This is a genomic window from Mycobacterium xenopi (assembly GCF_009936235.1).
Lineage (GTDB): Bacteria > Actinomycetota > Actinomycetes > Mycobacteriales > Mycobacteriaceae > Mycobacterium > Mycobacterium xenopi.
In genome coordinates this window covers 2487981-2513192 of record NZ_AP022314.1, presented here as the reverse complement: position 1 = coordinate 2513192, position 25212 = coordinate 2487981, and the positions used below count along the sequence as shown (strand labels likewise).

Annotated in this window: 28 protein-coding genes and 7 pseudogenes; 16 read left to right on the top strand and 19 right to left on the bottom strand. The window is 64.3% G+C overall.

The features are described from left to right. The first annotated feature begins 61 nt into the window (after positions 1–61). Positions 62–316, top strand: coding sequence for a hypothetical protein (locus MYXE_RS11710; protein WP_232061598.1), 255 nt, complete (start codon positions 62–64; stop codon positions 314–316). Between the two features lie 37 nt (positions 317–353). Here MYXE_RS11710 and MYXE_RS11705 read toward each other — a convergent pair whose 3' ends face one another. Then, the gene (locus tag MYXE_RS11705) at positions 354–1220 is read right to left on the bottom strand and encodes a glycoside hydrolase family 16 protein (protein WP_197904904.1); all 867 of its coding nucleotides are present in this window, start codon (positions 1218–1220) and stop codon (positions 354–356) included. 52 nt (positions 1221–1272) lie between these two features. Here MYXE_RS11705 and MYXE_RS11700 point away from each other — a divergent pair, with 52 nt between their 5' ends. After that, positions 1273–2112 (top strand): SDR family NAD(P)-dependent oxidoreductase, encoded by an 840-nt coding sequence (locus tag MYXE_RS11700; RefSeq protein ID WP_039889849.1) that lies wholly within the window; start codon positions 1273–1275, stop codon positions 2110–2112. A gap of 49 nt (positions 2113–2161) precedes the next feature. Here MYXE_RS11700 and MYXE_RS11695 read toward each other — a convergent pair whose 3' ends face one another. Then, entirely contained in the window at positions 2162–3259 is a 1098-nt protein-coding gene (locus MYXE_RS11695; RefSeq protein WP_085194348.1) for an NAD(P)/FAD-dependent oxidoreductase, read from the bottom strand. Positions 3260–3342: 83 nt separating this feature from the next. On the opposite strand from MYXE_RS11695, the gene tenA reads away from it, so the two are divergent. Both tenA and MYXE_RS11685 read left to right on the top strand, forming a co-directional pair. Further along, positions 3343–4005, top strand: coding sequence for a thiaminase II (tenA, locus tag MYXE_RS11690; RefSeq protein ID WP_085194346.1), 663 nt, complete (start codon positions 3343–3345; stop codon positions 4003–4005). 202 nt (positions 4006–4207) lie between these two features. Further along, positions 4208–5059, top strand: a complete 852-nt coding sequence (locus tag MYXE_RS11685; RefSeq protein WP_003918876.1) for a sulfurtransferase — start codon at positions 4208–4210, stop codon at positions 5057–5059. A 22-nt stretch (positions 5060–5081) separates the two neighbouring features. Here the strand turns inward: MYXE_RS11685 and MYXE_RS11680 are convergent, their stop codons facing one another. Continuing rightward, positions 5082–5753: a phosphorylase family protein gene (locus tag MYXE_RS11680; RefSeq protein WP_085194344.1), complete on the bottom strand. Its 672-nt coding sequence runs from the start codon at positions 5751–5753 to the stop codon at positions 5082–5084. 164 nt (positions 5754–5917) lie between these two features. Between MYXE_RS11680 and MYXE_RS11675 the strand changes: the two genes are divergently transcribed. Beyond that, a complete protein-coding gene (locus MYXE_RS11675; protein WP_003918879.1) occupies positions 5918–6661 on the top strand; it encodes an SDR family oxidoreductase in 744 nt (247 codons plus the stop codon). A 48-nt stretch (positions 6662–6709) separates the two neighbouring features. Here the strand turns inward: MYXE_RS11675 and MYXE_RS11670 are convergent, their stop codons facing one another. The 3 genes from MYXE_RS11670 to MYXE_RS11660 form a co-directional block, all read right to left on the bottom strand. Then, positions 6710–7195 (bottom strand): Rv1419 family lectin, encoded by a 486-nt coding sequence (locus MYXE_RS11670; RefSeq protein WP_003918880.1) that lies wholly within the window; start codon positions 7193–7195, stop codon positions 6710–6712. 102 nt (positions 7196–7297) lie between these two features. Then, positions 7298–7828, bottom strand: coding sequence for an endonuclease V (locus MYXE_RS11665; protein WP_197904864.1), 531 nt, complete (start codon positions 7826–7828; stop codon positions 7298–7300). A 122-nt stretch (positions 7829–7950) separates the two neighbouring features. After that, positions 7951–8262, bottom strand: a complete 312-nt coding sequence (locus tag MYXE_RS11660) for a pyridoxamine 5'-phosphate oxidase (RefSeq protein WP_197904863.1) — start codon at positions 8260–8262, stop codon at positions 7951–7953. Between the two features lie 293 nt (positions 8263–8555). Between MYXE_RS11660 and MYXE_RS11655 the strand changes: the two genes are divergently transcribed. The 3 genes from MYXE_RS11655 (at position 8556) to MYXE_RS11645 (ending at position 11163) form a co-directional block, all read left to right on the top strand. Beyond that, positions 8556–8855: a hypothetical protein gene (locus MYXE_RS11655; RefSeq protein ID WP_003918885.1), complete on the top strand. Its 300-nt coding sequence runs from the start codon at positions 8556–8558 to the stop codon at positions 8853–8855. Beyond that, positions 8855–10543 (top strand): alpha/beta hydrolase, encoded by a 1689-nt coding sequence (locus tag MYXE_RS11650; RefSeq protein ID WP_085194341.1) that lies wholly within the window; start codon positions 8855–8857, stop codon positions 10541–10543. Before MYXE_RS11655 ends, MYXE_RS11650 begins: the two co-directional genes overlap by 1 nt. A 128-nt stretch (positions 10544–10671) precedes the next feature. Then, positions 10672–11163, top strand: a complete 492-nt coding sequence (locus MYXE_RS11645) for a hypothetical protein (protein WP_232061597.1) — start codon at positions 10672–10674, stop codon at positions 11161–11163. A gap of 143 nt (positions 11164–11306) precedes the next feature. Here the strand turns inward: MYXE_RS11645 and MYXE_RS11640 are convergent. The 4 genes and pseudogenes from MYXE_RS11640 to MYXE_RS11625 form a co-directional block, all read right to left on the bottom strand. Continuing rightward, positions 11307–11594, bottom strand: a pseudogene (locus MYXE_RS11640) (ATP-binding protein); the annotation flags it as partial. 1 nt (position 11595) lies between these two features. Further along, positions 11596–11841 (bottom strand): annotated as a pseudogene (locus MYXE_RS11635) (SRPBCC family protein); the annotation flags it as partial. Next, positions 11838–12527, bottom strand: a complete 690-nt coding sequence (locus MYXE_RS11630) for a DUF899 domain-containing protein (RefSeq protein ID WP_039889427.1) — start codon at positions 12525–12527, stop codon at positions 11838–11840. The gene MYXE_RS11630 and the pseudogene MYXE_RS11635, both read right to left, overlap by 4 nt. Positions 12528–12590: 63 nt before the next feature. Continuing rightward, on the bottom strand, positions 12591–13070 hold the full coding sequence (locus MYXE_RS11625) for a hypothetical protein (protein WP_139821142.1): 480 nt from the start codon (positions 13068–13070) through the stop codon (positions 12591–12593). A 369-nt stretch (positions 13071–13439) separates the two neighbouring features. Here MYXE_RS11625 and MYXE_RS11620 point away from each other — a divergent pair, with 369 nt between their 5' ends. Beyond that, positions 13440–15488: a glycoside hydrolase family 172 protein gene (locus tag MYXE_RS11620; protein ID WP_085194523.1), complete on the top strand. Its 2049-nt coding sequence runs from the start codon at positions 13440–13442 to the stop codon at positions 15486–15488. Between the two features lie 122 nt (positions 15489–15610). Beyond that, the gene (locus MYXE_RS11615) at positions 15611–15979 is read left to right on the top strand and encodes a VOC family protein (protein ID WP_003918893.1); all 369 of its coding nucleotides are present in this window, start codon (positions 15611–15613) and stop codon (positions 15977–15979) included. Positions 15980–16154: 175 nt separating this feature from the next. Here MYXE_RS11615 and MYXE_RS11610 read toward each other — a convergent pair whose 3' ends face one another. Together MYXE_RS11610 and MYXE_RS11605 are read right to left on the bottom strand one after the other, a co-directional pair. Next, entirely contained in the window at positions 16155–17330 is a 1176-nt protein-coding gene (locus tag MYXE_RS11610) for a serine hydrolase domain-containing protein (RefSeq protein ID WP_003918894.1), read from the bottom strand. Then, the gene (locus tag MYXE_RS11605; protein ID WP_039889430.1) at positions 17327–18802 is read right to left on the bottom strand and encodes a biotin carboxylase; all 1476 of its coding nucleotides are present in this window, start codon (positions 18800–18802) and stop codon (positions 17327–17329) included. The genes MYXE_RS11610 and MYXE_RS11605 overlap by 4 nt, the downstream gene beginning before the upstream one ends. Positions 18803–19010: 208 nt before the next feature. On the opposite strand from MYXE_RS11605, the pseudogene MYXE_RS25095 reads away from it, so the two are divergent. Next, positions 19011–19207: pseudogene (locus MYXE_RS25095) on the top strand (cytochrome P450); the annotation flags it as partial. A gap of 35 nt (positions 19208–19242) precedes the next feature. On the opposite strand, the pseudogene MYXE_RS25090 reads toward MYXE_RS25095, so the two are convergent. Both MYXE_RS25090 and MYXE_RS25085 read right to left on the bottom strand, forming a co-directional pair. After that, a pseudogene (locus MYXE_RS25090) lies at positions 19243–19527 on the bottom strand (DUF742 domain-containing protein); the annotation flags it as partial. A 180-nt stretch (positions 19528–19707) separates the two neighbouring features. Further along, positions 19708–20229 (bottom strand): annotated as a pseudogene (locus MYXE_RS25085) (peroxiredoxin); the annotation flags it as partial. A 284-nt stretch (positions 20230–20513) separates the two neighbouring features. Between MYXE_RS25085 and MYXE_RS11595 the strand changes: the two are divergent. After that, entirely contained in the window at positions 20514–20942 is a 429-nt protein-coding gene (locus tag MYXE_RS11595; protein ID WP_003918897.1) for a cellulose-binding domain-containing protein, read from the top strand. Positions 20943–21232: 290 nt separating this feature from the next. Here the strand turns inward: MYXE_RS11595 and MYXE_RS23605 are convergent, their stop codons facing one another. After that, positions 21233–21586, bottom strand: a complete 354-nt coding sequence (locus MYXE_RS23605) for a hypothetical protein (RefSeq protein WP_085194521.1) — start codon at positions 21584–21586, stop codon at positions 21233–21235. A gap of 94 nt (positions 21587–21680) precedes the next feature. Here MYXE_RS23605 and MYXE_RS11590 point away from each other — a divergent pair, with 94 nt between their 5' ends. The 3 genes from MYXE_RS11590 to MYXE_RS11580 all read left to right on the top strand — a co-directional run bounded on the left by MYXE_RS11590 (position 21681) and on the right by MYXE_RS11580 (position 22630). Next, entirely contained in the window at positions 21681–21950 is a 270-nt protein-coding gene (locus MYXE_RS11590) for a type II toxin-antitoxin system Phd/YefM family antitoxin (protein ID WP_085194519.1), read from the top strand. 29 nt (positions 21951–21979) lie between these two features. Beyond that, positions 21980–22225 carry a type II toxin-antitoxin system RelE family toxin gene (locus tag MYXE_RS11585; protein ID WP_232061596.1) on the top strand — a complete coding sequence of 82 codons (246 nt, stop codon included), beginning with the start codon at positions 21980–21982 and terminating at the stop codon, positions 22223–22225. Positions 22226–22411: 186 nt separating this feature from the next. Then, entirely contained in the window at positions 22412–22630 is a 219-nt protein-coding gene (locus tag MYXE_RS11580; protein WP_085194514.1) for an HNH endonuclease, read from the top strand. Positions 22631–22980: 350 nt separating this feature from the next. On the opposite strand, the pseudogene MYXE_RS11570 reads toward MYXE_RS11580, so the two are convergent. The 3 genes and pseudogenes from MYXE_RS11570 to MYXE_RS11560 all read right to left on the bottom strand — a co-directional run bounded on the left by MYXE_RS11570 (position 22981) and on the right by MYXE_RS11560 (position 24193). After that, a pseudogene (locus MYXE_RS11570) lies at positions 22981–23339 on the bottom strand (YybH family protein). Positions 23340–23606: 267 nt separating this feature from the next. Then, positions 23607–23951 carry a type II toxin-antitoxin system PemK/MazF family toxin gene (locus MYXE_RS11565; RefSeq protein WP_003922982.1) on the bottom strand — a complete coding sequence of 115 codons (345 nt, stop codon included), beginning with the start codon at positions 23949–23951 and terminating at the stop codon, positions 23607–23609. After that, positions 23945–24193 (bottom strand): ribbon-helix-helix protein, CopG family, encoded by a 249-nt coding sequence (locus tag MYXE_RS11560; protein ID WP_039891297.1) that lies wholly within the window; start codon positions 24191–24193, stop codon positions 23945–23947. The genes MYXE_RS11565 and MYXE_RS11560 overlap by 7 nt, the downstream gene beginning before the upstream one ends. A 59-nt stretch (positions 24194–24252) precedes the next feature. Between MYXE_RS11560 and MYXE_RS24980 the strand changes: the two genes are divergently transcribed. Beyond that, positions 24253–24387 (top strand): hypothetical protein, encoded by a 135-nt coding sequence (locus MYXE_RS24980; RefSeq protein ID WP_269474388.1) that lies wholly within the window; start codon positions 24253–24255, stop codon positions 24385–24387. 32 nt (positions 24388–24419) lie between these two features. On the opposite strand, the pseudogene MYXE_RS11555 reads toward MYXE_RS24980, so the two are convergent. Then, positions 24420–25194, bottom strand: a pseudogene (locus MYXE_RS11555) (ExeA family protein). Between the last annotated feature and the right edge of the window lie 18 nt (positions 25195–25212).

The following is a 25212-nucleotide window of genomic DNA, read 5'->3' as shown; positions in this document are numbered from 1 at the left end:
GGATCGGGTGCTCAGTCGCAGAAGGGCGCGACGCATGAGTCGGCGTTTCGCCGGCGTCGGGGTGGGCATCCCCGCGGTGCGCCTTCAGGAAATAGCGGCGGGCGCGCCTATCGCGTTTGAGGAGTTGATGGATGTCCGTTTTGCGCTCACCGCCACCGAGATCAAGCGCGCCGAGCGGCTCGCGAAGTTCGAGCGCCGCAGACGCGTCTGGATTCGGTTTCTCATCGTCGCAGTCCTGATTCTCGCTGCGCTGAACCTACTTTTGTGTATGGCTTACGTTTTCATCGGCTTGGTTTTGCACGAGGCGCCGTTCTGACCGACGTTGCAACCGTGTGCGCGACGGTGACGCGCTGCTACCAGACACGCACCCAGTCGATGAGCATGTCCGCCGGGTAGCTGCCCTGCCGGGCGTCGCCGCCGCCGGAGCCGCCGACCGCGAGGTTCAACACCGGGAACATCGTGTACCCGGGCTCGTTGAAGGGCCATTCGCGGATCGGCAGCTCGAGATGCTCGATGCCCACCGCCGGAACAGTGAAGTATGGTTCGGCGCCGTCGACGTAGTCTTCCCAGAGGTAGAAACCGGTCTGATCCCACCGGCACCGCCACGTGTGCCACCCGCCGTCCACCCCGACCGGATGGGTCTCGAATGCCGTGCCCTCCGGGTTGGCGTGCACGGTGGTGCCCGACGGCCACTCTCCGTTGCCGTACCACTCGAGGAGGTCGATTTCGCTGCTGCGGCCGGGATCGTCGTTGGACAACCACCATGCGGGCCAGCACCCGGCGGTCAGGCAGTTGAGCTTTATCCGGGCCTCCCAGGTGGTGCCGATCGGTCCTCGCCAGTTGCCGCTGACCAGGCCGCCGTAGTAGGTGTCACCCTCTTTTGTAGCGCGAAGAACCAGGTTGGAATTGCCGTCGACGAAAACGTTTCGGCGATCGTTGCGGTATTGGTAGAAAAACTCGGGCCTGTCCCACCCGACGGGGTTTTTGATCGGGGTCCGGTGCGTCGCCACCGTCCAGTTCGCCGGATTGGGCGCTGAACCGGCCGGGCCGTCGAACTCGTCATGAAATAGCAGGCCTCCGGTGGTTGCACCGGGCGGGGCCGCTGGCGCTGGCACGGGCGGCGCAGCCGGTGGCGAGGGATAACCAGCAGCCTTGCCCGCAGGGGTAGCGGCCGCCAGCGCGCCGATCCCCAACATCAACATCATGCTGCGACGCTTCATCTCAGCCACAGGTGCACGATATAAGGCAAGACCGCCGAAGCAACGGAAAGTTATGGAAAACAGCCGAATCGCCCTGATAACGGGAGCAACGTCCGGCCTTGGCCAGGCGGTTGCCTGCGCGCTCGCTGAGCAGGGGATGCATGTGCTGCTGCACGGTCGTGATCGCGAGCGCACCGCGAATGCGGCCGATCAGATTCAGGCATCGGGCGGCAGCGTGCAGACCTATCTGGCAGATCTCAGCTCGCTACGGGAAACCCGCGATCTCGCCGAGCAGGTGAGCGCTGAACATCCTGTGATTCATCTCTTGATCAACAATGCAGGAATAGGCCCGGGCCGCCCCCCGTATCGCAAGCGGATCCTCAGCGCAGATGGTTACGAGTTGCGTTTCGCGGTCAATTACCTCGCCCCGGTATTGCTGGCTCGAAAACTCGTGCCCGCTCTCAACACCGGTGCGCCGGCGCGGATCGTCAACGTCGCATCCGCCGGGCAAGCACCCATAGACTTCGCAGACCTGCGCATGGACCACCATTACACGGGTACGCGCGCCTACTATCGCAGCAAGTTCGCGTTGGTCGCGTTCACTTTCGACTTCGCGGCACAGCTGTCCGACACCGCCATCACGGTCAACTGCTTGCATCCCGCGTCATTGATGAATACGCGCATGGTCCGCCAGGCGTGGATTCCGCCGGTGTCATCCGTATCGACCGGGGTTAAGGCGGTGATGAACCTCGCTGTGGAGCCTGTCGGTGCAGCGGTAACGGGGCGCTACTTCGATGGCTGTCGCGAAGCCAAGGCGCATCGCGCGGCGTACGACCCTGCCATCCAATCGAGGTTGCGTGCGGTGACCGACGAAATCCTCCAACCGTTTCTCTCAAGCAAAAGTCCGAAATGAGCTTGGTGCCAAATGCTTTCATACCAGCGGCGGTGGACGCCGGACGCCGTCAGCTCGACGTGCCGCCCAGCTGTGTGCTGGGCCGCAGCTCCTTGGCCAGGCCGTCACCGGTGGCGGCCGCGGCCAGCGCGTGACCGAGCGCTGGCGCATGCTTGAAAAGGTTATGCCCCGCAACGAAAAAGGCATTGTCGAGCGTCCAGACAGCCAGGCCGTTCGAACCCCACGGCAGCTCGGTGACCCAGCAATGGCGGACGTCGACCGGCTTGGGATCAAGGCCCGGCAGGACGCGCTCGACGTAGGCGGTGGTGCGCTCGGCGAGTTGAGCTAGGGCCGCGGGGTCCAGCGTTCCGCCGTCAGGGGCATCGACGTGGTCGCTGAGCCCGACGGCGTAGCGGCGGTTGCCCTGCACGGCCGCCGCGTAGGCGACCGTTTCACCGACTATGCCGCCGCTGTACAGCAGGCACGCCAGTGTCGACGGCGGCTTCCCGCGGACGTCGTAGGTAAGGCGCACGTGGGCGCCCTGTCGGACCGGAAGCGCAAGACCCATACCGCGAGCAAGCCCAGCGGTGCCGCGGCCGGCACACACAATCACGCTGTCGTGCTCAGCGGCAGCACCGCCGGCGCGCACCTCAAGCGTGCCCACGGGTGTGGACCGCACGGCCAGCACCTCGTCGGCAACCAATCGATCAGCGAGCGCCGCGGTGAGCGCCGCGATTGCCGTCGTGGTACGGATCGAGCCGCCGCGCTCGTCGAGCACCGCGACGGCGTCGACGTCGGCCAGGATTGGCAACCGGTCGTGCAGCTCGTCGGCACCGATGCGTCGGACGGGGATATCCCCGACATTCTCGACCACGCTGAGCCGCTGTTCGGCGGACGGCCCCATTGCTACAACGCCGTCGCCAGAGACCATTTCGGTCCCGAACCGCTGCGCCCATTCCTCCCAGATCGACCGGCTGCGCTTGGCCAGGGCCACGAGCCGCGGGTCGTCGTGGACGTGTCGAAAGATGCGTGATTCGCCGCCCGATTGACCCTGCCCGGGTACACCGCGCTCGTAGACCGATACCGAGACACCGCGCTCGACGAGGGCGTAGGCGGTGGCCAGACCCACAATCCCGGCACCGATGACCCCGACATCGGTAGAACCCACACTGTGACTCAACCATCGCGGTCGGTGTTTGTCAGTAGACGCGGCCCGCGAGCCGGTTTCGGGCTGGAATCATCGCAGGCGTGATGCGAGACGGTTGGACGGGGCGGTTATGGGCCGAGGTGGTCGGCATTTACTCCGCAATCCTGCAGCACCCATTTCTGGTCGGCCTCACCGACGGCCGCCTCGACCCGGACGCGTTCGCCCACTACCTGATCCAGGACGTGCACTACTTGCGCGATTTCGCCCGAGCGCTGAGCATCGTGGGCAGCAAGGCGCCCGGCCCCGGCGATGTCAGCATGTTCGCGCGGCACGCCGCCGGCATCGTCGATGTCGAGCTTGCCCTGCACGCATCGCTGCTGTCCGAGTTGGGTATCGCCAACTCCGATGCCGTGCCGGCCGCGCCGACGACCCGCGCCTACACGAGCTACCTGTTGGCCACCGCTTACGCCGGCACCTTCGTCGACGGATTCGCCGCGGTACTGCCGTGCTACTGGATCTACGCCGAGGTGGGCGCGGAGCTGATCAAACGCGGCTCCCCGGATCCGCGCTACCAGCGCTGGATCGACAGTTATGCCGGCGAGGAGTATCAGGGCATCGTCGCCGAGGTGCTAGCGCTTGCCGACGATGTCGGTCGGACCCTCAGTCCCAGCGACGAAGCCCGCGCCCGTGCCCATTTCGTCGCGACCGCTCGCTACGAGTGGATGTTCTGGGACGCCGCCTGGCGGCGCGAGGCGTGGCCCGTCTGACGCACTCCAGCCGGATCACCCCGAGGCCACATATCCATCCGGCCGGCTCCAGACGGCGGCAGCAACCACCGCACTGGGCGCCGGAAGCTCGTATGCACCAACATATTTCGTGTCAATCAGCTGAACCGTGCCGGCTCGTAGGGGCACTGGCCTCGGCCTTGCCGCAAACCCGCCAGTGCGCTATCTGTTGAAAGTGGCTGGCGTGACACGTGCTCAGGTCCTCATTACCGCTGCCGAGTTGGCGCACCTCATCGAAACAGGTTCTGCGCCGACCATTCTCGACGTGCGCTGGCGGCTCGACGAACCCGACGGGCGTGCAGCGTATTTGCAGGGTCATGTACCCGGCGCGGTGTATGTGTCGCTGGAAGACGAGCTGAGCGATCACAGCGTCAGCGGCCGAGGACGTCATCCGCTGCCCTCAGGTCGTCGCCTCGAGCAGGCCGCCCGCCGGTGGGGCATCCGCCAAGATGCCCCGGTTGTCGCATACGACGATTGGAATCGGGTGGGGTCGTCGCGCGCGTGGTGGGTGCTGAAGTCTGCTGGTCTGACGAATGTGCGCATCCTCGACGGAGGCCTTGCTGCGTGGCGGTCGGCCGGAGGTTGTCTAGAGACCGGTCCGGTGGCTGCGCAGCGTGGGAATGTGACTGTGCCGCATAAGGATTTGTATGTCGGCGGGCTGCCTACATTGACTGCCGAGCAAGCAGGTGCCAGCGGAGTGACGTTGCTCGATGCGCGGGCACCTGAACGGTTCCGCGGTGACGTCGAGCCGGTCGATCCGGTTGCCGGTCATATTCCGGGCGCCACAAATCTTCCCAGTACCGCGATCCTGGGCGGTGATGGAACATTTCTCGCGAATAGTGAACTTGCCCAAGTGTTTTCCAAATATGGCATTGAGCCTGCTGGTCGCCTGGGTGTGTACTGCGGCTCTGGTGTCAGCGCGACGGTTACGGTCGCCGCGCTTGCGATACTGGGCTATCAAGGAGCGCTGTTTCCCGGCTCGTGGTCGGAGTGGATTTCCGATCCGGCGCGCCCCATAGCCCGCGGCTCCGACTAGTCCGGTGGTCCGGCCGACACGGTCAGCTGACGGCCGTGATGGCGGCCTCGGCCGCCCGTTCGCTGGCCAGCTTCGATCCTCTGGCGAGGCGGACCAACCGGAGCCAGGCACCGGGATGCCTGAGCAGGTAGCGGGCTGCAGCGGGGCTGTTCGCCCGGCCATCCGGATTGGCGAGGCCGAGAATCTCGGCGTCTACGCTGCCATCGCTGGCCCGATCACTGACCGCGCGCAACACCGACCAGGGCACGCCCCGCTGTTCGCACACCTTCGCGATCGCCGCGGTTTCCATGTCAAGAGACACCACGCCTCGGTTCCGCAGGTCGGCATGAACTCGCGGATCGACGAGCAGGCTGTCGGTGGTCCACAGCGTGCCATGAGCATCGCCGAGGCGAAGCGGCTTGGGCCGGTACTGTGAGCAGTCGGCGCCGCTGACGACCAATTCCGGCAACACCAGTGTCCCGATCGGTGTCTGGTTATCGATTGCGCCGCTAATGCCGACGACGATCACCCACTCAACCTTGACTGTGTCCAGCAGCTGGGCCGTGGCGGCCTGGGCCGTGGCGGCATGGGCCTGGGCAGTGCCGATACCGGTAACAATCGCGATTGTGGGATGCTCGCCCACCCGGCCGATGTACCCCGACTCGGTTCTGTGGAGCCCGAGCCGTCGACGCAGCGGACGCAACTCCCTCGGCATCGCGCACACGAAAGCGATCACGATCTCTTTAGCCTCAAGGCATTTCCCGCATCGTGCACCACCCTGCGCGGGGCAGCGGCAGCGTCTCCCGTTTGACGCCGGGCACCTCTAGCGCAACCCGAGTAGTGTACCCAGGGCACACACTGCAGAAAGGTGTTCCCACCATGAGAATCACGGTGTTCGGTGCCACCGGGCAGATTGGCAGCCAAGTAGTCGAGCGGTTGAACGACGCCGGACACCAAACTGTGGCGGTCTCACGTCGTTCGGGTGCCGATGTGCTTACCGGTGAAGGAGTCGCGGAGGCGCTGTCGGACACTCACGTGCTCGTCGACGTCACCAATTCTCCCTCGTTCGACGACGATCCGGTGATGGAGTTCTTCAGCACAGCGACAAAGAACCTGGTGGATGCGGCCAAGGCGGCCCAGGTCGGCCACTACGTCGCGCTGTCCATTGTGGGATGCGACGGTCTGCCCGACAGCGGTTACATGCGCGCCAAAGTGGTTCAGGAACGGATCATCACCGAGTCGGGATTGCCCTACACGATCGTTCGCGCCACCCAGTTTCACGAGTTCGCCGAGGCCATCACGGCGTCGTTGACACTCGCCGGCGAGGTGCGGGTACCGGATGCCCTGATCCAGCCGATCGCTGCCGCCGACGTGGCCGCCGACGTGGCCCGCGCCGCCCAAGCCGAACCCGTCAATGGTGTCATCAACCTCGGCGGCCCCGAAAAACTTCGGTTCGCGGATTTGGCGCGGCTGGTGCTGGCACATAACGGCGACACCACTCCGGTCGTTATCGACCCCTCGGCCAGCTACTTCGGCACGCGAGTAGGGGAGAGCAGCCTGGTCACCGGCGGCGCCGCAGTGTTGGCCGGCACCCGATTCGCCAGCTGGCTCGCATCCCAATAAGATCCCTTGCACCACACGAGGGTTCGCGGCTGGAAACGCGAGCCCGGCTCAGGAAACGCTGTCCCATTGCTCGTCGGCTACATCGGGGATGCAGTGGTAGGCGATCACCGCGGTCCCCGGCTGCGCCACACCCCCGAACACGTTGAGGCATGGACCGAGGGCGTTGGTGAGCTGGCCGTTGGTCTGCAAAGTCCACTGCTGGTTGCTGGCATTGGTTTGACAGGACGAGAGCATTACCGGAGTGTTGTCCGCCGCGTCGCTGATGCTCAGGCAAGTCCCGGGAAACGCTGCGCTCTCGATCTGACCGGCCGGGTTGAGAATCCACAGCTGGTGCTTCGACCCGTCGCAGGGGTTCACCATCGTCGCAGTGTTCCTCCCATTCGGGGCGTCAAGACACCAGTTGCCCAATCGGCTCTTCAGCTGGATCTGGTCGGCGCCACCGGCCACCCCAGTGGACAGCGCGGCGACACCGAACACCGCGCCGGCGGCGACAAGGATTCGGCGCACATCGCCGTTCAGCCGCAATCCGTGCATTTCAGCCCCACTCTCTCGGGTTGGCTCCGGTCACGATCACAGCGGCGCAGGATACACCGAGACCGCGACCGCCACAGACGTTTTGCCGCATCAACTGCGCTGCTACTCCGTCCCGCCCACCAGCGCCTTCGACGGGTCGGGGGCGGCGTGTCCGCGTGCGAGGCGGTCGGCGCGCTTGAGAAGCGTGGGCACGCGATGTGGGCCGTGCATGCCGCGGACAAGCTCGGCCGCGTCGTGCGCGTCCATCCCGGCTGCGGTGACGAACAGCGGTCTGCTGCTGCTACCTCGTCGCACCGGGATCGCGTTTCCTCCCGCGAATGCGCCCTTGGCTACGCCGATGACCGCTGTTCGGGCGTCGAGCGCCTGGTACAGCCGCGCGCCCAATCCGGGTTGACCCTCCCGAAGCCACACGTGGCCATCGATGACCACCGTCGCGACTGGATGACGCCGCTGCACCAGGGCGACCGCCTCAAGAAGAAAGGGCAACTCGCGCTTGTAGAACGCACCGGGCCGATAGGCCTGGGCCGTTACCGCGGTACGAAAGACACACTCGAGCGTCGACGTTGGGTCAGACCAGGTGGTGAAGCCCACGGCGGCTGTGACGACCGCGAGCTCCCCATACTGAACGTCCACGGCGATGAGCATCCAACCGCAACAGTGGTTTATCTGAACGCCATCTGCAATGGCCGCCGTGGTCCTAGGCGCAAGACACTGGCCGAAGCCGCCCGGCACAGCTCGGTCGTCGCATCGAGGAATCAGAACCGCCAACGGGTTGCGCCGCCCGGGTCGACCGTACCCACTGCGGTAGCAGCGCGCGGCGCGAGGCGGTACACGAACCACGGTGGCGCCCCCGCCGACGGCGCGCTGAATTCGGCGGTGATCGCCCGGCCGCTGTCATCGACGCGCGCCGGCCAACCTTCGGCCGCCCACCGCGCCGCCATCGCCGCAACGATCGCCGGGTCGGTGATCAGGTGGGCGGTGCCTTCTACCACAAGATCGAATTCGTCAGTAGCAACACTCAGCGCACATCGCGCGTCGCGCTTCTCGGGGGCTTTCAGGGTGAGCACTTGGGGTAGGGTTTCGGCGCTGACGGTGAGCAGCGTGTGGGCCGGTTGTGCCGCGGTTTGGTGTGTGGTGCCGGGGCGGCACGGTGATCAAGTCCTTGGTAGGCGACGGCCCTCCCGTCGTCTTTTGGCCGCGTGCTACGGGAGGGCCGCCTGTGTGCGCTCGGAGGCGCTGTGGTCACCGTAGAAGCAGATGTCGACCAAGTCGAGCGCAGGTCGGCGGCTGGCGTTTTGGGCCTTGCTATCGCGGGATACAAGTGTTCCGTGGCCTAGCGATATTCGTTACGATCCCGTCCATGCCAGCCGACACTGGTCGCGGTCTGAGGGTGCTGGCCGTGGGACTGCACCAGCTAGGTGCACAATGCGAAACGCTTCATGCTGAGCTTTCCGCTGTTGCCGTGCCGTCGTTCATCGCCGCCTCGTCGTGGCAGTCGAACGCGGGAGCGGTGAACATAGCGGCCGCCGGGGCACGCTCAGACCTGACAGCGATAGCGCACCGTGTGGCCACGCGGGGCGCTAACTACAGCAAAGCGGGCACCGCCTACGCCGTGACGGACGAGGAAAGCAGCGGACGGTTCCGCGGTCTGGTGAGCTGATGCCCGGTGTTTCGGAGGGCTGGCCGACGCTCTCGGAGCTGAAGGCCTCGACGTTCGACCACCTGGGCCAGTTCGCCGACTTCTGCGATCGTATCTCGGGTAAAGGCGAGAAGGCCTTGGAGCAGATCGCCCGCGATGTGCGCCGACCCGGCGACGTCGAGTGGGAGGGCGCGGCCGCCGATGCGGCGGTCACTCAAGCCGAGATGGATGTGGTCAAGGCTCGCCCGTTTCTGTGGAGCTTGCCTGACGCCGCGGCGATCGCCCGGCGGGGCAAAGACACTTTGGAGGCTGCAAAGCGCCTCGCCGTCGACGCCGTGGATGACGCCGAACGCGACGGCTTCACGGTCGGCGAAGACTACAGTGTGCGCGATACCCTGCAGGCCACAACCCGCGAGGAGCTGGCTCAGCGTCAGGGTGAGGCTGAAGCGCATGCAAGTTTCATCCGCCACCGTGTCGGCAACCTGGTCGCCAACGACCAGAGTGTCACTACCCAACTCAAAGAGACCACCGCACATTGGGGGAAGTTGACCTTCCCGGAGTCAGGCAGCGTGCAGGCGGTCGACTTCAAACAAGGCGGCGGCCCCGGCGACCTGCCGCCTGATGACCCCAAGAAGTTCCGCGAGTGGTGGGAATCGCTGAGCCCGGAACAAAAAGACTTGGTTTATAGCCGTGACCACGACATCGGCAACCATCCCGGGATGCCGTGGGACCCTCCGGACCATTTGGGTAAAGACCACTACAACCGGCTCCATCTGCCCGAACTTGAGCAGAAAACCCAAGCCGACATCGACCGCATGCAGCACAGCCTCGATGAGATGATGCGCGGCCACAACGTCGACGACGGCGCGCTCTACGCCTTACAGACCCAGCTGGCCGCCGCCAAAAACCACCTTCAGGGGTATCGGGCCATCGAAGCCGAGCTGAACTCCACTAATGGGCCAAAACGCTACCTCGGGCAGCTCGACGAGTTCGGACACGCCGCTGTAGCGATCAATAACCCCGACACCGCAACCCACAACGCCATCCTGGTGCCCGGCACCGGCCAAGACTTAACAACTATCGGCGGCGCCGACGCCAAGTCGCTGGCCATGTACAACGCCGCACTGCAAGCTGACCGGAGTCTCAGACCGCAGGACGTGGCGGTGACGACGTGGATGGGCTATGACCGCCCGATGGGCGTTGACCATGCCGAGTTCCCAAATCTGGCGCGCGCGGGCGCGGGCAGCCTCGATGCGTTCGAAGCCGGGCAGCGGGCCTCGCACGTCGGAGCGCCATCGATTGACACGGTGATTGGGCACAGCTACGGGTCGACCGTGGTGGGCGCCGCCGCCTCGGGCGGGCATCACCTCGACGCAAACAACGTCATCGCCGCGGGCAGCCCCGGCATGCTCGTCAACCACGCCAGTGACCTGAGCCTCGATCCCGGTGCCCATGTCTACGCGACCCGGGCGCAAAACGACATTATCGGGGCGGCTGGCACGGCGACCCAATGGACCCTCGGCCCAGAACCTGACAAACCGGACTTCGGCGCGATCCGACTAGAAGCTGCTCCTGGACCTGCCGGACCTCTCGGCACTCCCAGCGTCGACGCCCACAGCAGCTACTGGAACCCGGGAAACAAGGCACTGCTCAACATGGGGACGATTATCGCGGGAAAGCCACCCCCGTACGTCATCGGAAACCGATGAACCCGACCCGAGCCGCTAGCGCTGCTGCCCTCCTGGCCGCGATGCTTGCCGCCGGATGTGGTCATCACAAACACAACGAGCTCGGACCACCCATCCCCACCGGCGCAACCGTCATCGGAGGGCCAGACATGACATCGGCTCCGCCCCCGCCACCGGGCTGGACATTGCGGCCTGTCACCCCGGCCAGCCAGCAACAGGCCCAAGACACGGTGCTCGGCTACCTCAAAAAAACTCTGCGAGCACTGCCGCCGGGAACTACCGTGGACGCCACCCGCTTCAGCGGCGGAACCAATACGCCTCCCTGCAAAGACGTGGAAACCGGCATCCCGCCGGTGTCATTTTCGACGATCGGAGAACTGAAGCTGCCGCCCGGTATCAGCCCCGACGTCACCATCGAGAAGGTCGGTGACATTTGGAAAAGCTGGGGCTGGTATGTCATCGAACGTGACGGCTTCTACAAACCCAACCGCTTCGGGTATGGCCCCGACGGCTACAGCTTGAAAATTATGGCTTCATCCCAGGCGGGATACCCACCAACCCTTGAGGCTATTTCTGCGTGCTTTCCCGGGAATCTCCCCGATGATCGCAGCCCCTTCCCGACGATCCTCAAAGCCGACTGAGCGCATGGCTGGTAAAAAGTTGCTCCCTGACCGTCTGTGTCAAGGGACATGGGGAACTGCCCAGCGGCGGTCACGAGAACTGCCCGCTGGTGGCCACGAGATCTGCCCAATGGCGGCCGCCAGACGTGCCGAGTGGGGTTAGGTCAAGGCGCCTTGCCGGCCATGGCTTGGGTGAGCCGGATGCTGTCGCCGCTTGTTTGGCAGACGTGGGCGTGGTGTAGGAGCCGGTCGACGGTGGCGGTGGCCAGTGTCTTGGGCATGAGCTCGTCGAATCCTGCCGGGTGAAGGTTGCTCGACAACGCGATCGAGCGTTTCTCGTAGGCGGCATCGACAAGCCGGTAGAGCCCTTCGGCGGCGTCGGTGCCGACCGGCAGCAGGCCGATGTCATCAACGGCGACGAGATCAGCACGCAGGATGCGGGTGATCGCTTTCGCGGTTTTCGTCGAAAACATTGACCAGGTTGTACGTGACGTAATCACCACCGGCCGCCGGGAGGTACATGTTCATCGCGAAGACCTGTCCGGTCTCGGTGATCGGCGCGGTGTCCCCGGCGTCGCGCACCCAGTCAGTCGGCTCGGTGCTGTGGTGCCGAGAGGGATCGGCCAGGACAGCGAAAATCTGTTCCGGCCGCGCCGCGATGGTTCGGGTGACGAGGTAACGTTCGGCGTCGACGTTCATGCGTTGTCCTTCGGTCCGTAGGCGCGCGCGATATCCGGAGAGTCCAGCCATCCGGAGTAGGTTGGCCGCGAGGGCCAGCCTTCCGGCGAGTCCTGCCATTCTTCCTGTCGGCCCCACGGCAGGATGTCGATCAGCCCGAATAGGTGGCTGAGTTGTTCGGTGCCACGCCCGTTCGTGTGCCACGTGCGGTACACGGTGTCCCCGTCACGCAGGAACACGTTGACCGCGAAGCCCCCGTTCGCCGGTGCGTCCATGTCGGCGCCGAACGAGCTCGACGACGACGAGTACCACTCCATGCGGTTGCCGACCCTTTGCTTGTAGGCGAGCGCCTCGTCGATCGGTCCGTTGGTCACGACGACAAAGCGAGCGTCGTAGTTGTCGAGGAACTCCAGCCGGGTGAACTGCGACGTGAAGCCTGTACAGCCACCGCACTGCCACTCCGCACCATCCGTCCACATGTGGTGGTAGGTGATGAGTTGCGAGCGTCCCTCGAACACATCGGCTAATCGGATCGGCCCGTGGGCACCGATCAAGGTGTAGTCGGGCAATTGGACCATCGGCAGGCGTCGCCGCTGTGCGGCGATCGCATCCAGTTCGCGGGTGGCGGCCTTTTCCAGTTCGCGCAGTTCGTCAAGCGCTGCGCGCCAGGTTTGGTGATCGACGATTGGCGGCAGGGCTTTGGACATGGCATCCACCTTTGCTAGCGATTTGCTCCGTATGACAGATAGGACTGGTGTCACGCCCGGAATTCATCGGTTGGTGCCCCGGCGACGACCGTGTCGACCCGGGTCTTCGCTGGCATCAAACGCGGCGGCAATGACGTCGGCCAGGCGCTGCAGCGCCGAGGCGATGGCCCACAGCGCATTGTCCCGCGACCCCGATTCCCGCGAGTCCAGTGGTCCGGAAGCCGACGCGCGGAACGTGTCGGCGATCCCTGGCCCGGCCTCTTCTCGCGGCAAACGGGGAGCATCAGTCGCTGGGTGGGCCTCTCGGCGAGGTGCAGGGAGGTCGACAACCGCGTTGAGGTGCGGTTTCCTGCTTGCGTCCCACTGCACCCAGTAGTCCTGCACGCCGGCGCGGCAAACCAGGGCCTGGTGGTCGCCACGGTGGCCACGCTCGAGCATGCACCCATGCACCCACGCCACTCGGTGGTCTGCACCGATGGCAACCAGCGACCGCCACAAGTCCTCGTCGAGCATGACGGTGGCAAAGCACCGCTCCGCGCTCACCCTGATCCCCAGATGCCGGCGCTGGTCACAGCACGCGGCCGGTCTCGATGGTTCACCAGTTCCCTCTCGGTTGGTCAGCAGACGGGGGATCAGCCTGGGCTCGGATGCAGTATCCGCCTCCGTCGGTGAGATGTCGCGGGTTCGCTGCAGCGGGACGTGGCGCCGGCGGGAAAACGCAGATAGCGGAGCGGGCAGCGCGACCTGCATCCACCTCGTGCAGCGGCGAGATCAGCTGGGAACCAAGCGTTTAACTCACACGCTCCGAACACGGCGGCCGGCGCGCGGGCCACCCGTCAAAACGGTGTGCCACAAGCGTGCAGAACAGTAATCTCTGTCGCTATGCCGGTGGCTGTTCGGACGTTGCCTGCAATGTTCGCGTCACTGTTGCTGGGAATCGCCGGCGTTGCCGCCGCGGGCGCAGCACATGCCGAGCCGGCTAGCGCAGGAGGAGCCGGTACCAGGCTGGTGGGATGGGACACCTACCGCCGATTGGATCGCTTGCCGTATCTGAGTGCCGACTCACAGACACTGCAGCTGTCGAGTTTCGATCGAAGCGGCGGTGATTTCGACATCTCCACCGGCAACCGAAACGGCACGGGCGGCTGTTTGACGTCGGGGGGTGCCGGCTGTGTCATCGCCGAAGATCGTGGTGCGGGGGAGGTTGATTCGATCTGGTTCACCCGCGATGGCGGAAACGTCAGCGCAATTGGAGCGATGCGTATCGAGCTCGATGGTCAGACGGTGATCGATGCGCCATTGCAGTCTTTGGTCGACGGCACGCTGGGTCCGCCATTCGTGTGGCCTTTTGTGGCCAACGCGGCGCAATCGCCGGGCGGCGTTTACGTCAAGGTGCCCATGCCGTACCGAACGTCGATGCGCATCAGCGTCACATCGAATTTGGAGTATTACCACGTCGACTATCGCCACTTTCCGACTGCCAGCGGTGTGAGTACTTTCTCTGCCGCCGACCGCGCGCTCGACGTGCTGACCACCCTGGGCGCCGCGGGAACCGCCGACCCGAAGCCGCCAGCACGCGAAGAAGTGCATCACCATCGGCTTGTCGAGCTTCCGACCGCCGTCGGCCTGACGATTGCCGAATCTAGTGGCTCAGGGAGCGTTTCGGCGCTGCACCTGCTGCTGGCAGATCCGGCAGATCAAGTGCTGTCCGGGTTGCGGCTCCAGATCGAGTTCGACGGCCGGATCACGGTCGACTCGCCCATTGGCGAATTCTTCGGCGCTGGCCTGGGCCTCAGCACCGTGCGATCACTGATGTTCGCGGCGATCCCTCAGCCCAGCGGATCGTTGTCCTTATCCGAGTGGTGGCCAATGCCTTTCGCCCATAGCGCTCGCGTCATCCTGTTGAACACTACCGGCAATCCGGTAACAGGGATCGACAGCGATGTCGTTACCACCGCCGACCCGCAATGGGCGCCGGCGCTAGCCAGTGGACGCGCCGGTTATTTCACAACGCGATCACATGCCGGGCCAACCACGTTTGGCCAGGACTGGCTGTTTGCCGATGAGCAGGGCCACGGCAAGTTCGTCGGCGTCAGCCACACCATCAGGGGTGCTCGGATCACTACATCGTTCAGCGACGATGCCCCTTACTTTCTGGAGGGAGCCGAACGCGTCTATGTCGACGGTGCTGCCTCGCCGCAGTGGTATGGCACCGGCACGGAGGACTTCTACGAGGGTGGTTGGTATTTCAAAAACGGCACCCGCTATAGCGCCCCGTTGACGGGCCAACCTGATCAGCGCACAGCCGCCGGCGGATGCCAAGACTACTGCGTCGCCGCCTATCGGCTCATGCTTGCCGAGGCCATCGGCTACCACTCCGCGCTCCGGTTCGGCATCGAGCACGGCAAACGCAACATGGTCCAACCAGATTACAGCTCAACGGCATTCCTCTACACACAGCCGGGCGACACCATTACGGTCAGCGACGAAGTCAATCCCGCCGATCCGGTCAGTCGACTCCAGCATCACTACATCGATGTCGACGGCACGGATCAACCGGTGATCAGCTCGTATGAGGGGAATGACGACACCCATCCCGTCGCCGGATTAGTCCGAACGAACCACCAGGTGATTACTTTCGACGCCACAATCGTCCCAGGCAACCGAGGCATCCTGTTGCGCCGCACATCAGACCAAGCAGCTGGCTATCAATCAGCAGACGTATTTGTTGACGGCGTACCCGCGGGAAATTGGCTCCAACCGCGCAGCAACGACGCTCACCGGTGGCTCGATGACATGTACCTCGTACCGGAATTGCTCGCAGCAGGCAAGACCCTAATAAGGGTCACGCTCACACCTTCCCCCGACGCACCACCCTGGACGGCAAGCCGATATCGGATAGACGCACTGACTGCGTTGACGAATAGTGTTGTACCGCAGCCATTTGCTAGTACGCGATAGATTCTCGACGTCCTGTCTGGCGCATCCGGGGCAAACGATCAACCACTGCGAACATCGCGGCGAGCCGACCTGAGCCCTGCCGGCGTGCGGATTCTGGCAGGCGAGCCGATACGGTGTATTACATGCGGCGCGTGGATTACGTCATCCAATACGTCGAGTCGCTCAACAGGTCGGTGACCTTCTACCGCGACGTGATCGGACTAACGGTACGCATCGAGGGGGACGGCTACGTCGAGTTCGAGATGGAAAACACCAAGTTCTCGCTGTTCGAACGATCTAAGCTGCCGGAGCTCATCGGTCGCCACGGCGGCAATCCGCCGTGCGGCGAGATCGCCTTTGTGGTGGAAGACGTCGACGCCGAAGCAAAGCGGCTGAGAGCGCTGGGTGTCGAAATCCTGAGCGGCCCGGTGGATCGGCCATGGGGCGAAAGGACGCTCCACATCTGCGACCCGGACGGCAACGTCATCGAATTTGCGCAGAAACTGCGATAGTTCGGGCGCGCGGCGCACCGCGTGCTCAGGGTTGATCAGCTCAGCCGACCGCGTCGCCGTCGCCCCCCGTAGCTTTGGCGATCATCCGGAGTGGGTTTCCGGACGCACGCTCGCAGATCCGGCGAGCCCAGCTGATCGAGCGTAGCCAGTGTTCGTCGCGCGTCGATCCGGTTGGCTAACTGGTGATTCCAGCCAGCTCGTGAGCCACTGCATCGAATGCGCGCAGCGTGTCTTCCATGTGCGGCTCATGAGACTGTGGGTGACTGGATAGCTTGGCGGCGACCATCTCTGCGGCGCGGTTGACGTAGATCATCTGACCGCACATACCAAGACACAACACCACTTTGTTGCCGGGGTAGGGAAACCACATCTGGTTGCGGTACATCCCGCCGGGCATTCGGTTGTCGTCGGGGCTCGCGGCGAACGCCTGACGCGAGTCGGGGCCGCCGTCAAGGGTGTCGGCGATCCACGCCGCCGGCACCACCTGCTGGCCGGTCAACGAGACACCGTCGCGTAAAAGCAGCGAGCCGAATCGGATCATGTCGGTAAGACAGGCGCTGATGCCGCCGTCGAAGAATCCGGTGCCGGCGGCGTCAACGCCGATGGTGGCGTCGCACTGGGCGCCGATGCGGCTCCACAACACTTCCGACATCAGTTCGGGCATCCGCTGGCCGGCGGCGACTTCGCAGATCCAGCCGAGTACGTCGGTCTCACACGAGCGATACTCGAACGGGCCGCCGTGGGCCGACTTCCGTCGCAAGGTCAGCAGGAATTGTTGCAGCGTCGACGGGACGTCCGGGCTGCTCTTGGGCGCCCACCCCATCGCCTGGTCGAGGAGATGTATCTCGGCGGCCGGGTCGCCGTAGTCCTCGGAGAAGGCGATGCCCGACCTCATGTCCAGCAGGTGGCGCACCGTCGCACCCGCGTAGCCGCAATCTCTCAGGGCGGGAACGAATGCCGTGACCGGCGCGTCGAACTCGATCGCACCGGCCCCCTGCAGCGCGCCGACGACGGCTGCCACCAGCGACTTGCTGACCGAGAACAACAAGTGACGGGTCAGTGGCTGAAGGCTGTCGACGTACTCCTCGGCCACCATCGAGCCGCGCCAGGCAACGGCCCACCCGTCGGTAGCGGTGGCGGCCATCACCGCGCCCACGGTGGTGGCTGTCCCATCGGTGCCGGTCATTGGGATGTCGGCCAGGGGAGAGGTCGCCACGGGCAACACCGCGGCCGGCCCGGTCCCGCGTGAGATTACCGCAGTCGGTACGAAATCTTCGACGTGCTGAAAGGACCACTGCGCGTAGGGCGGTGAGAGCCAGTTGTCTAGTGAGATGCCGGCGGGGATGCTCACGCTCGCGCAACGAGCCGCGAGACGATCGGCGTGGCCGGGGCCAGGGGAGTCGAGGCGAACTTCGCCCTGATGCCCTTGACCCAGCGCCGGCAACGCTCAGTGAGCTGGTAGTCGTCGGTCTGCAGGTGCCCGCGGGTGACGAGCACGCCGAGTTGTGCCCCCTCGCAACGTAAATCGCCCGGCGCGGCGACACGCATGTAGAAGGCCTCGGACCCGTCGAGCAGTGTGGCCCAGTCGTTGGCGGGGCGCGCGAAGGTGACGCGCCCGTCGTCGTCGATGCGCCACACGCCGGTACGTGGTGTCGCAGTGAAGATCTCGACATCGTGCGAGGTCTCACTGAGGATCACCTGACCCCATACCTCGTCCTCGCCGTAGCCGCGCTCCCAGCGCGCGTTGATTGCGTCGATGTCGAGTTCGTAGTCCACGTCCATGTACTCGAGCAGGTGGAAGAGAAACAGCGGCATGTCGGCGTAGGCCTCGGTGGTCAGGTTCGTCATCGGGCTGGCGCCCGACAGGCGCGGGTTCACCTCGCCGAGGTAAAGCTCGTCGGAGTCCAGGTCGTGCAGCAGGTCCACCTCGAAGTAGCCGCGGTATCCCTCGCGGCTCAGAATGTCGCCCAGCTTGCCGACCATTTGCCGCGCGGCGTGGGTCTGTGCGGGCGGCAGCACCTCGCGCCAGATGTCGTTGCCGCACCAGCCGCCTTTGCGCGGAGTCAGCTCCGGATAACCGACGAGGCTGGTCATCGCGGGGCCGATCACGGTGCCGTGGCGGGTCACGGTGCCCTCGATGCACACCTCGACATTGCGGATGCGCTTCATGACTTTGACTTCCTGCCCGGCCAGGTCACCGGCATGTTCGTCCCAGTCGCGCTGACCGCGCACAAAGAACACCGCACTTCCAGCGTCGCCGTAGGCAGCCACGACGACAAGGTCATCGCCCAGCCCGGCCTGGTGCGCGAGCGCCCGCAGCTCGTCGTAGGAGCCGACCCGCCCGATCACGTGGGGCACGCTCTGCACGCCCGCCTCGTCGGCCAGGCGCGTCATGACGAGCTTGGAGCTCAAGCGATGCCGCAACTCCACGGGAGGGTGCATGACCTCCAGCCCGGCTTCGCGCGCGAGGGCCTGCGTCTCCTCGTCCATCATCACGAAGCAAGCTTTGCCGCCAGGCCCCCGGCCTGCGATGAACTCAAGTGTCTCGGGATCACGCAGCAGGTGGTTGCACACATCGCCCATGGACCCGAAATCAATGCGGTCGCGTCGACGGGGCACGAACACACGCGAGTGTGTGCCCTCGAACGAGTCAAAGTAGGTCAGGTAGAAGAAGTTTCGTATCCAGCGATCGATGCCCAGCAGGTTGAACGGGGTCGGGGAGATGAAGTACAGCGGCACGGTGTTGGTGTGAAAGAACGCCCGTACCTCCGACAGTCCGTTCAGCTGGCGGCGCGGCTGACGCTCTGGCCCGGCGGCGGCCATCATCACGTCAGCCCGGGTGACGTCGAAGGCTGGATTCGGCGCAAGATCCGCGATGCGAGCAGGGGCGCTGCGGTCAGCGCACCGGCGACGAAACGACGAAGGTTCATTCGACAAGTGTGCCCTGCCCATCGACTTGCCGAAGTGCGAGTGTGCAAATGCCCGCTGGCAAGGGTTCAACACTTCGCCGATGTGCGGCGTCGCAGCGCTCCCGCATGAGTTCCTTCCGTTTGGCGGGGGCCGCACCGTCGCATCGGCTCGGCCATGGCAGCGACCGAGCTGATGGTCATGCTCGCGCGCCTACTAGCCAGAACCTCGTTGCGAATGCCCGCTCAGCGCATCCGCGCAACCGGATTCGCCGCCCTGCACCCGAGAAACGGGCTGAGCGTTGAACTTACCGAAAATTGAAGAGCCCCCCATCCAGGTGACCGCGGCTGGGACCCTCAGAGTGCACGTAGGCCGCGCAGGGTCCTTCTTATCAGTTCGCGTCGTTCGTCGAGTGTCATCGGGTCGGCGAGGGAGGTGTGCACCCGCAAATAACCCTGTGCCGCGAGGTCGTCGACCAGGAACCGCGTCGCACCGAGCGGCAACGACAGACCAGCGGCGATCTCTGCGACCGAGGGGCTATGCGCGCAATACGTCAGGATCTGGCCCCGCACATCGTTTCTCCGCCAGCGCGGTGGGTTGGCTCTGGTGCTGAGCGCTTCGACTGGAGCCTCAAGTGCCAGGTTGCCATCAAAGTAGGTGCGACCGGCCGTCCGCGTGTACGGCCGGGCTAGGCTCGGCTCGTCCACGGTTTCCGGCTCTGTGAACCAGTCGTCGATCGGTTCGCCCTTACTCGCCGGCGGCTGATGCGCGTCGGTGTCGGTCTCTACAAGAGGTGGCGAACGATGTGGCGCATAGTGGTTCTGCAAGAACCTTAAGGCCTGGTCGGCGTGCGCCGATGCGCGCACCTCGCTCGCGACGACCTTGAGTATGGTGCGGTCGGTGTCGATGACGAATGTGACCCGTCTGACCGGCAGCAGCCGGGCCAGCAGACCACGGCGTCGAGAGTGCCGGCCACGCCCAACCGCCTGACGGGCTGCGACGGATCTCCGCAGCTTGGCGAACCTGCCTCGGCGCACCCCGAACAGCTCGGATACCACACCCTCCTCGTCGGAGAGCAGGGGATAGTCGAACGAGCGCTGTTGGGCGAAGTGGGCCTGCCTGTCGACAGTGTCGGTGCTGATGCCGACCCGCTGGGCGCCCACCGCAGCGAATTCTTTGCCCAGGTCCCGAAAATGACAGCCCTGGGCTGTACAGATCGGTGAGGACGCAATCGGGAAGAAGAACAGCACAACCGGCCCTTTGGAAAGAAGCGTCGACAGTGTCCGAGGCCGACCGGTGTGATCATAAAGAGTGAAGTCGGGCGCCTTCTCCCCGGCGATCATCGCCACAGAGTAACGCTGGGAAGCTCTGCGTGACCCAAGACTCGGATAATCGGGCGTCGCCGAGCAGCTACCCGGGGTCCGTGACCAGCTCAGCCACGCCGAGGATGCCACTCTAGGCGTAGTGCACGGGATTGCTCGTTTGCTGGCGGCTGAACGATCCGCGCCCGACCCGGGCGAGCGGACCGACGCCCGAATTTCGTGACGGTTTCAATTGAGCAAAGGTCCTGCAGCCCACCCGCGAGGAATGGGCCGATATCGCCTGGTTGGCTTTAGTGTCGGCTGCTATGGCCGGACTGGGCAATGACGTGAACTGCTGGCGCGCAACTCGTCGTGCAACGGTATTGGCATTGATAGCTGCCATCCTCTGCCTAGGCATCACCCCCATAGCTCAAGCGGCTGCGGCCAGGGCGACGTTGTCGGTGACGTCGACGTGGCAGACCGGTTTCATTGCACGCTTCACCATCACCAACTTGAGCACGGTGCCGCTAACCGATTGGAAGCTTGAATTCGATTTGCCGATGGGCGAATCCGTCTCGCACACGTGGAATAGCACCATCACCCAATCTGGCACGCACTATGTCCTCACTCCCGCGAATTGGAATCGCATCATTGCACCCCGTGGTTCAGCCACAGGTGGTTTCAGAGGCGTGCTGACCGGCACCTACTCGCCACCGACGAATTGTTTGCTCAACGGACAATATCCTTGCTCCTAGCGGCAACGCCGAAGCGGAGAGCAAGGACCGCGGCGCACGGAAGGGAAGGGACTGATTCCCTTTGCTTCCCCCGGTCGACGGGCCGCTGGTCACGGCCAGAATCAGGGGGTTGCCAAGGCTGCTACCGATGAAGCGCGTGGACACATTCGCGCCGCGAAGCGATGCAGCATCCGGCCGTGATCGTTGGCCACGATGGGCCGTGCACTTACCCAAACCGTAATGCCTCACGTCAATATGCCCGCGAAATCTGATCCATGCCTCATGTAAAACTGCCCGCGAAACGGGCCGGATCAGCCGGCCTTGGTCCGGATGCCTTTGCGGATGAATCGGCCCAGCGCGGCACCCTCCGACAAATCCTTCAACAGGGGCGACGTGGCGGGCTGCACCATTTGCTTACGCATTCGCGCGCATCCGCAATGTCGCCGAATCATCACTGCTGAGCGCGCCAGCAGGCCGTGGCGTTGTGGTGCCGGAGACGCCGGTGAGACCGCCGTCAGTTCGGGTGGCACCGGTAGTGACATCAGCCGCAGCAAATCAGCGACTTTGGCGTCCAGTCGCTGGCCGACTTCGGCGATGCGGGGGCCTGTTTCGGGAAGTGGAGCACAAACAGTGGCATACCAGACCGCAAGGAGGATTTGATTCATCCGATGCAATATGCGCTAGCCTACTTGACATAATGTAGCTTATCGGTAGCTTATCCGGCTAGCAATTGGCTATATTTCAGGCTATATTGAGCCTATGAAGACGGTCCCGCTGACCGAGGCCAAAGACAAGCTTTCCGCGCTCGTCGACGAAGCCGACACCACCCACGAAATCATTCAGATCACCCGGCACGGCCGGGTCGCAGCGGTCATCATGTCCGCCGACGACCTCGAATCGCTCAACGAGACCCTGCACGCGCTGCGCACCCCGGGCGTCGCCGAGGAGCTCAAGCAGGCCGACGCCGACTACGCGGCCGGCAACACCGTCAGCGGCGAGGAGATTCGCCAGCGCTATGGCCTGAAGTGACCGAACCGCACACACAGTGGTCCGTCCAATTGTCGCCATCGGCGGTGCGCGCCCTCGACCGGCTGCCACACAAAGTCGCCGCGGCGATCGTCGAATTCGTCACCGTTACATTGCCCATCGACCCATACCGGCTATCGAAACCGCTGCGGTTCGAGTTCGAAGGCTGGCGTGTGGCGCGCCGCGGTGACTACCGCGTCACCTTCCGTGCACTCACCGACGGCCACGTGCTCTTCATCGGCCGCATTGAACACCGCGCGCATGTCTACCGCCGCTGACGGCGGCCCCCGACGCCGCCGCCCGCAGGACATCGCACATCCACCAATGCGTCACGTGACGTATTGGGCTTAGCCTTCCGGCGGGCATCTCGTCGGCGGCCGTCGATGGACTTGACAGTCGATGACCTTCGCAGGGCGGCGTGTGTTCCTTCGCGGGGTGCTGGCAAACCTTGACGGCCGAATGAAGTGGACGCGCGAACCGGTGGAGGATTCCCGGTCGTCGTCGGTGAGGAGGCCCATATCCGGTCCGGCAGGCCGGACGGGCCCCGCTACGACCCGGACTATCCCAGCGCTGACATCGATAAATACGAGAACTTGATGCTGTTGTGTCCGACGCATCACACCTTGATCGATGCGCACAACGGCGACGCCCACCCGCCGACCCATCTCAATCCGTCACCGTGACGAAATATCATGGGGCACAGCCGCGGTACCATTCGTCTGCGGGCCTCAGTTGTCCTCGACTTCTACGAATCCGGCCGCGGAGGTCTGACTTCGTCGATTGCGGCTCCTCTCACCGATCACTGCATTCCTAAGGATCGCACCGGATAGTCTCAACTCACTCATTCAGCCAAGGGGTGATCCGCTACCTGGCCGTCAAGTGCTGTGCGTCTGCAACTTTGCGCCAAAGAACGTCGCCGGAATCACCTCAGAAGTGCTCGTAACCGGTGTCTACGACGACACGAACAAGGTTGTCCTGGCCGGATCTGATCATCCGTTGCCCAACGGCTCACTGAGCTGACTGCCTGTGTCGGTTAGCTTTCCGGATGCAGGTAGGTCCCGTGGCCTTCGCTGATAAGGTCACCATCGAAAATCAACACTTCGTTGACAAGCCGTCCTTGCTGGTTTCGGTAGTTGACGACGATCGTCGCGACGCCCACATAGACGGCTTCCACGTCGAAATGCAGGTCGGGCAGACGATCAAGGCCAATGGTCCAGTACCTGCACAACTGGTGCTTACCGCAGATCACACCGCCGCTTTCGGCAGCACCTCCGCGGCGAACGGCGAAGCGAATGTGACGTCATCGTGAAAGAAGGCGAGCACCGCATCGAGATCGCGGGCATTCCACGCGGCAGCCCAACGTCTGCTGAACTCAACCGGATTCGGCGGCATCAGCCGATGGTAACTGCCCACGATTCGGCACCGGCAACAGGCCAAAAGGGCCTAACACTTGCGACCAGCCCGAGCGGCCACAACCAGTCCGCATCAAGGGCATTTGCGTCACATCGAGTGAGAAACCCATACGCCTAGATTCTCATTCCATCTGCACACTGCAGGTCAGATCATCACGGATGCGTCACGTCAACTGAGAACGGACACGGACGCCCGCTAGCTTGACACCGGACAGTCGGCCAAAGCCCGCCGTGGTTGTGCCGGTGGTCAAAGGTCAAGCACGCGGCGAAGTCCTCTATCGACTTCATGCATCAGGCTGGGTGGCACCTCTCCGACTCGGTCGGTGAGGTCGGTTTTGTTCAGCGTAACGAGCGCCGTGGCGTTGACGACCGAATCACGTGGCAGTCTCGTTGTGGTCGCGGGCAAGAAAACATTGCCCGGCATCGTCGCTAATGCCGTGTTGGACGTGATCACTGCCGCGAGCGTGGTAGCAAGGCGACTGGCGTTATACGGATCCGATTGGATTACTAGAACCGGACGGCGCTTGGCGGGCCGGCTGCCGGACGGCGGTCCGAGGTCCGCCCAGTAAATCTCACCGCGGCTGATCACCATTCATCATCCACTGCGTCTAACACGCGATGCCCGACGGTCACAGCGGCGGCCTCCGCTTCGTCGGTGTCATGAAGGTTCTCCAGAGCCATGTCGATCTGGCCGGTCAGCGATTGGGCGTCTAATTCGTCCAGGTAGCGCTGGGCAGCACGGGTGAAGAACTCTGACCGGCTCATGCCTAGCTCGCTCGCTCGCCGGGAAACCCGATCGAACGTCTCGTCGGGGAGAGAAATGGCTGTCTTCACAGGCTGAGTATAACTAGGTATAACCGGGCGGGCGACTCGCTTGCTGCCGATATGGCTTCGTGTCCCGGTTTCTCGAATCCACCAATGAGTATCTGTGGCACTGGGTTGACGACGAGCCGATGATGGGAACGGCCCCGCTCGGTGTGGTGAGCGGGGCGGTGGTGGGCGTGGTGACGGGATGCTCGTCGGGTTGATGTGGTGCTGGTTGTGTTGACGCGGATCGGGTTCAGTCCGCGGCGATTTCGCTGATCGCGATGCGGGCGGCCTTTTCGTCGGCGATGGCGTGATCGGCGGCGAATGCGGCGGTCAGTGCGTGCAGGGCGAGGTTGTTGACTGCGCGGGGATGGCCACGGGAGGCGTTGTGGATCAACCCGATCGCGTCCTCGGAGAACAGCGTGTCGGCTCGGCCGGCAATCTTGCAAGTGATGCCGTATGTAGTCGGCGGTGTCGGCGCCGCTCATTCCGGCGATGGTGTAGCGGACCGCGATGCGCTGATCCAACGCTGCCAGCACCCCGAGCCGGAGCCGGTGGCGCAGGCTGGGTTGGCCGACCAGGATGACTGCGAATGGGGATCCGCTGTCCATGTCGTGGTTGGTCAGCAGCCGGATCGCTTCGAGCTGGTGGTTATCCAGCAGGTGGGCTTCGTCGATGACCAGCACGGGGTTGCGTCCTCGTTCGGCGTGTTCGCTGGCCAGCGCCTCGGCGGCCTGTGGGGCCAGGGCGGATTTGTGGTAGGCGGGGGTGTGCCCGAGGGTGGCCACGATGTGGGTGAGCATGCCGCGCACCCCGATGGTGGGGTTGGCCAGGTAGATGAATACGTGCCGGGAGGGATCCAGGTTGGCCGTGGCGGCCCGCACGGCCACGGTTTTGCCGGCGCCGACCTCGCCGGTGATCACCCCGATCGCGCGCTGGTCCACACACCAGGTGATGCGGGCCACCGCTTCACCGTGGCCGGCGTGGCGATGCAGCATCCCCGGTGCTAGGTCACGCCCGAACGGCATCCGGGTGAATCCCCAATG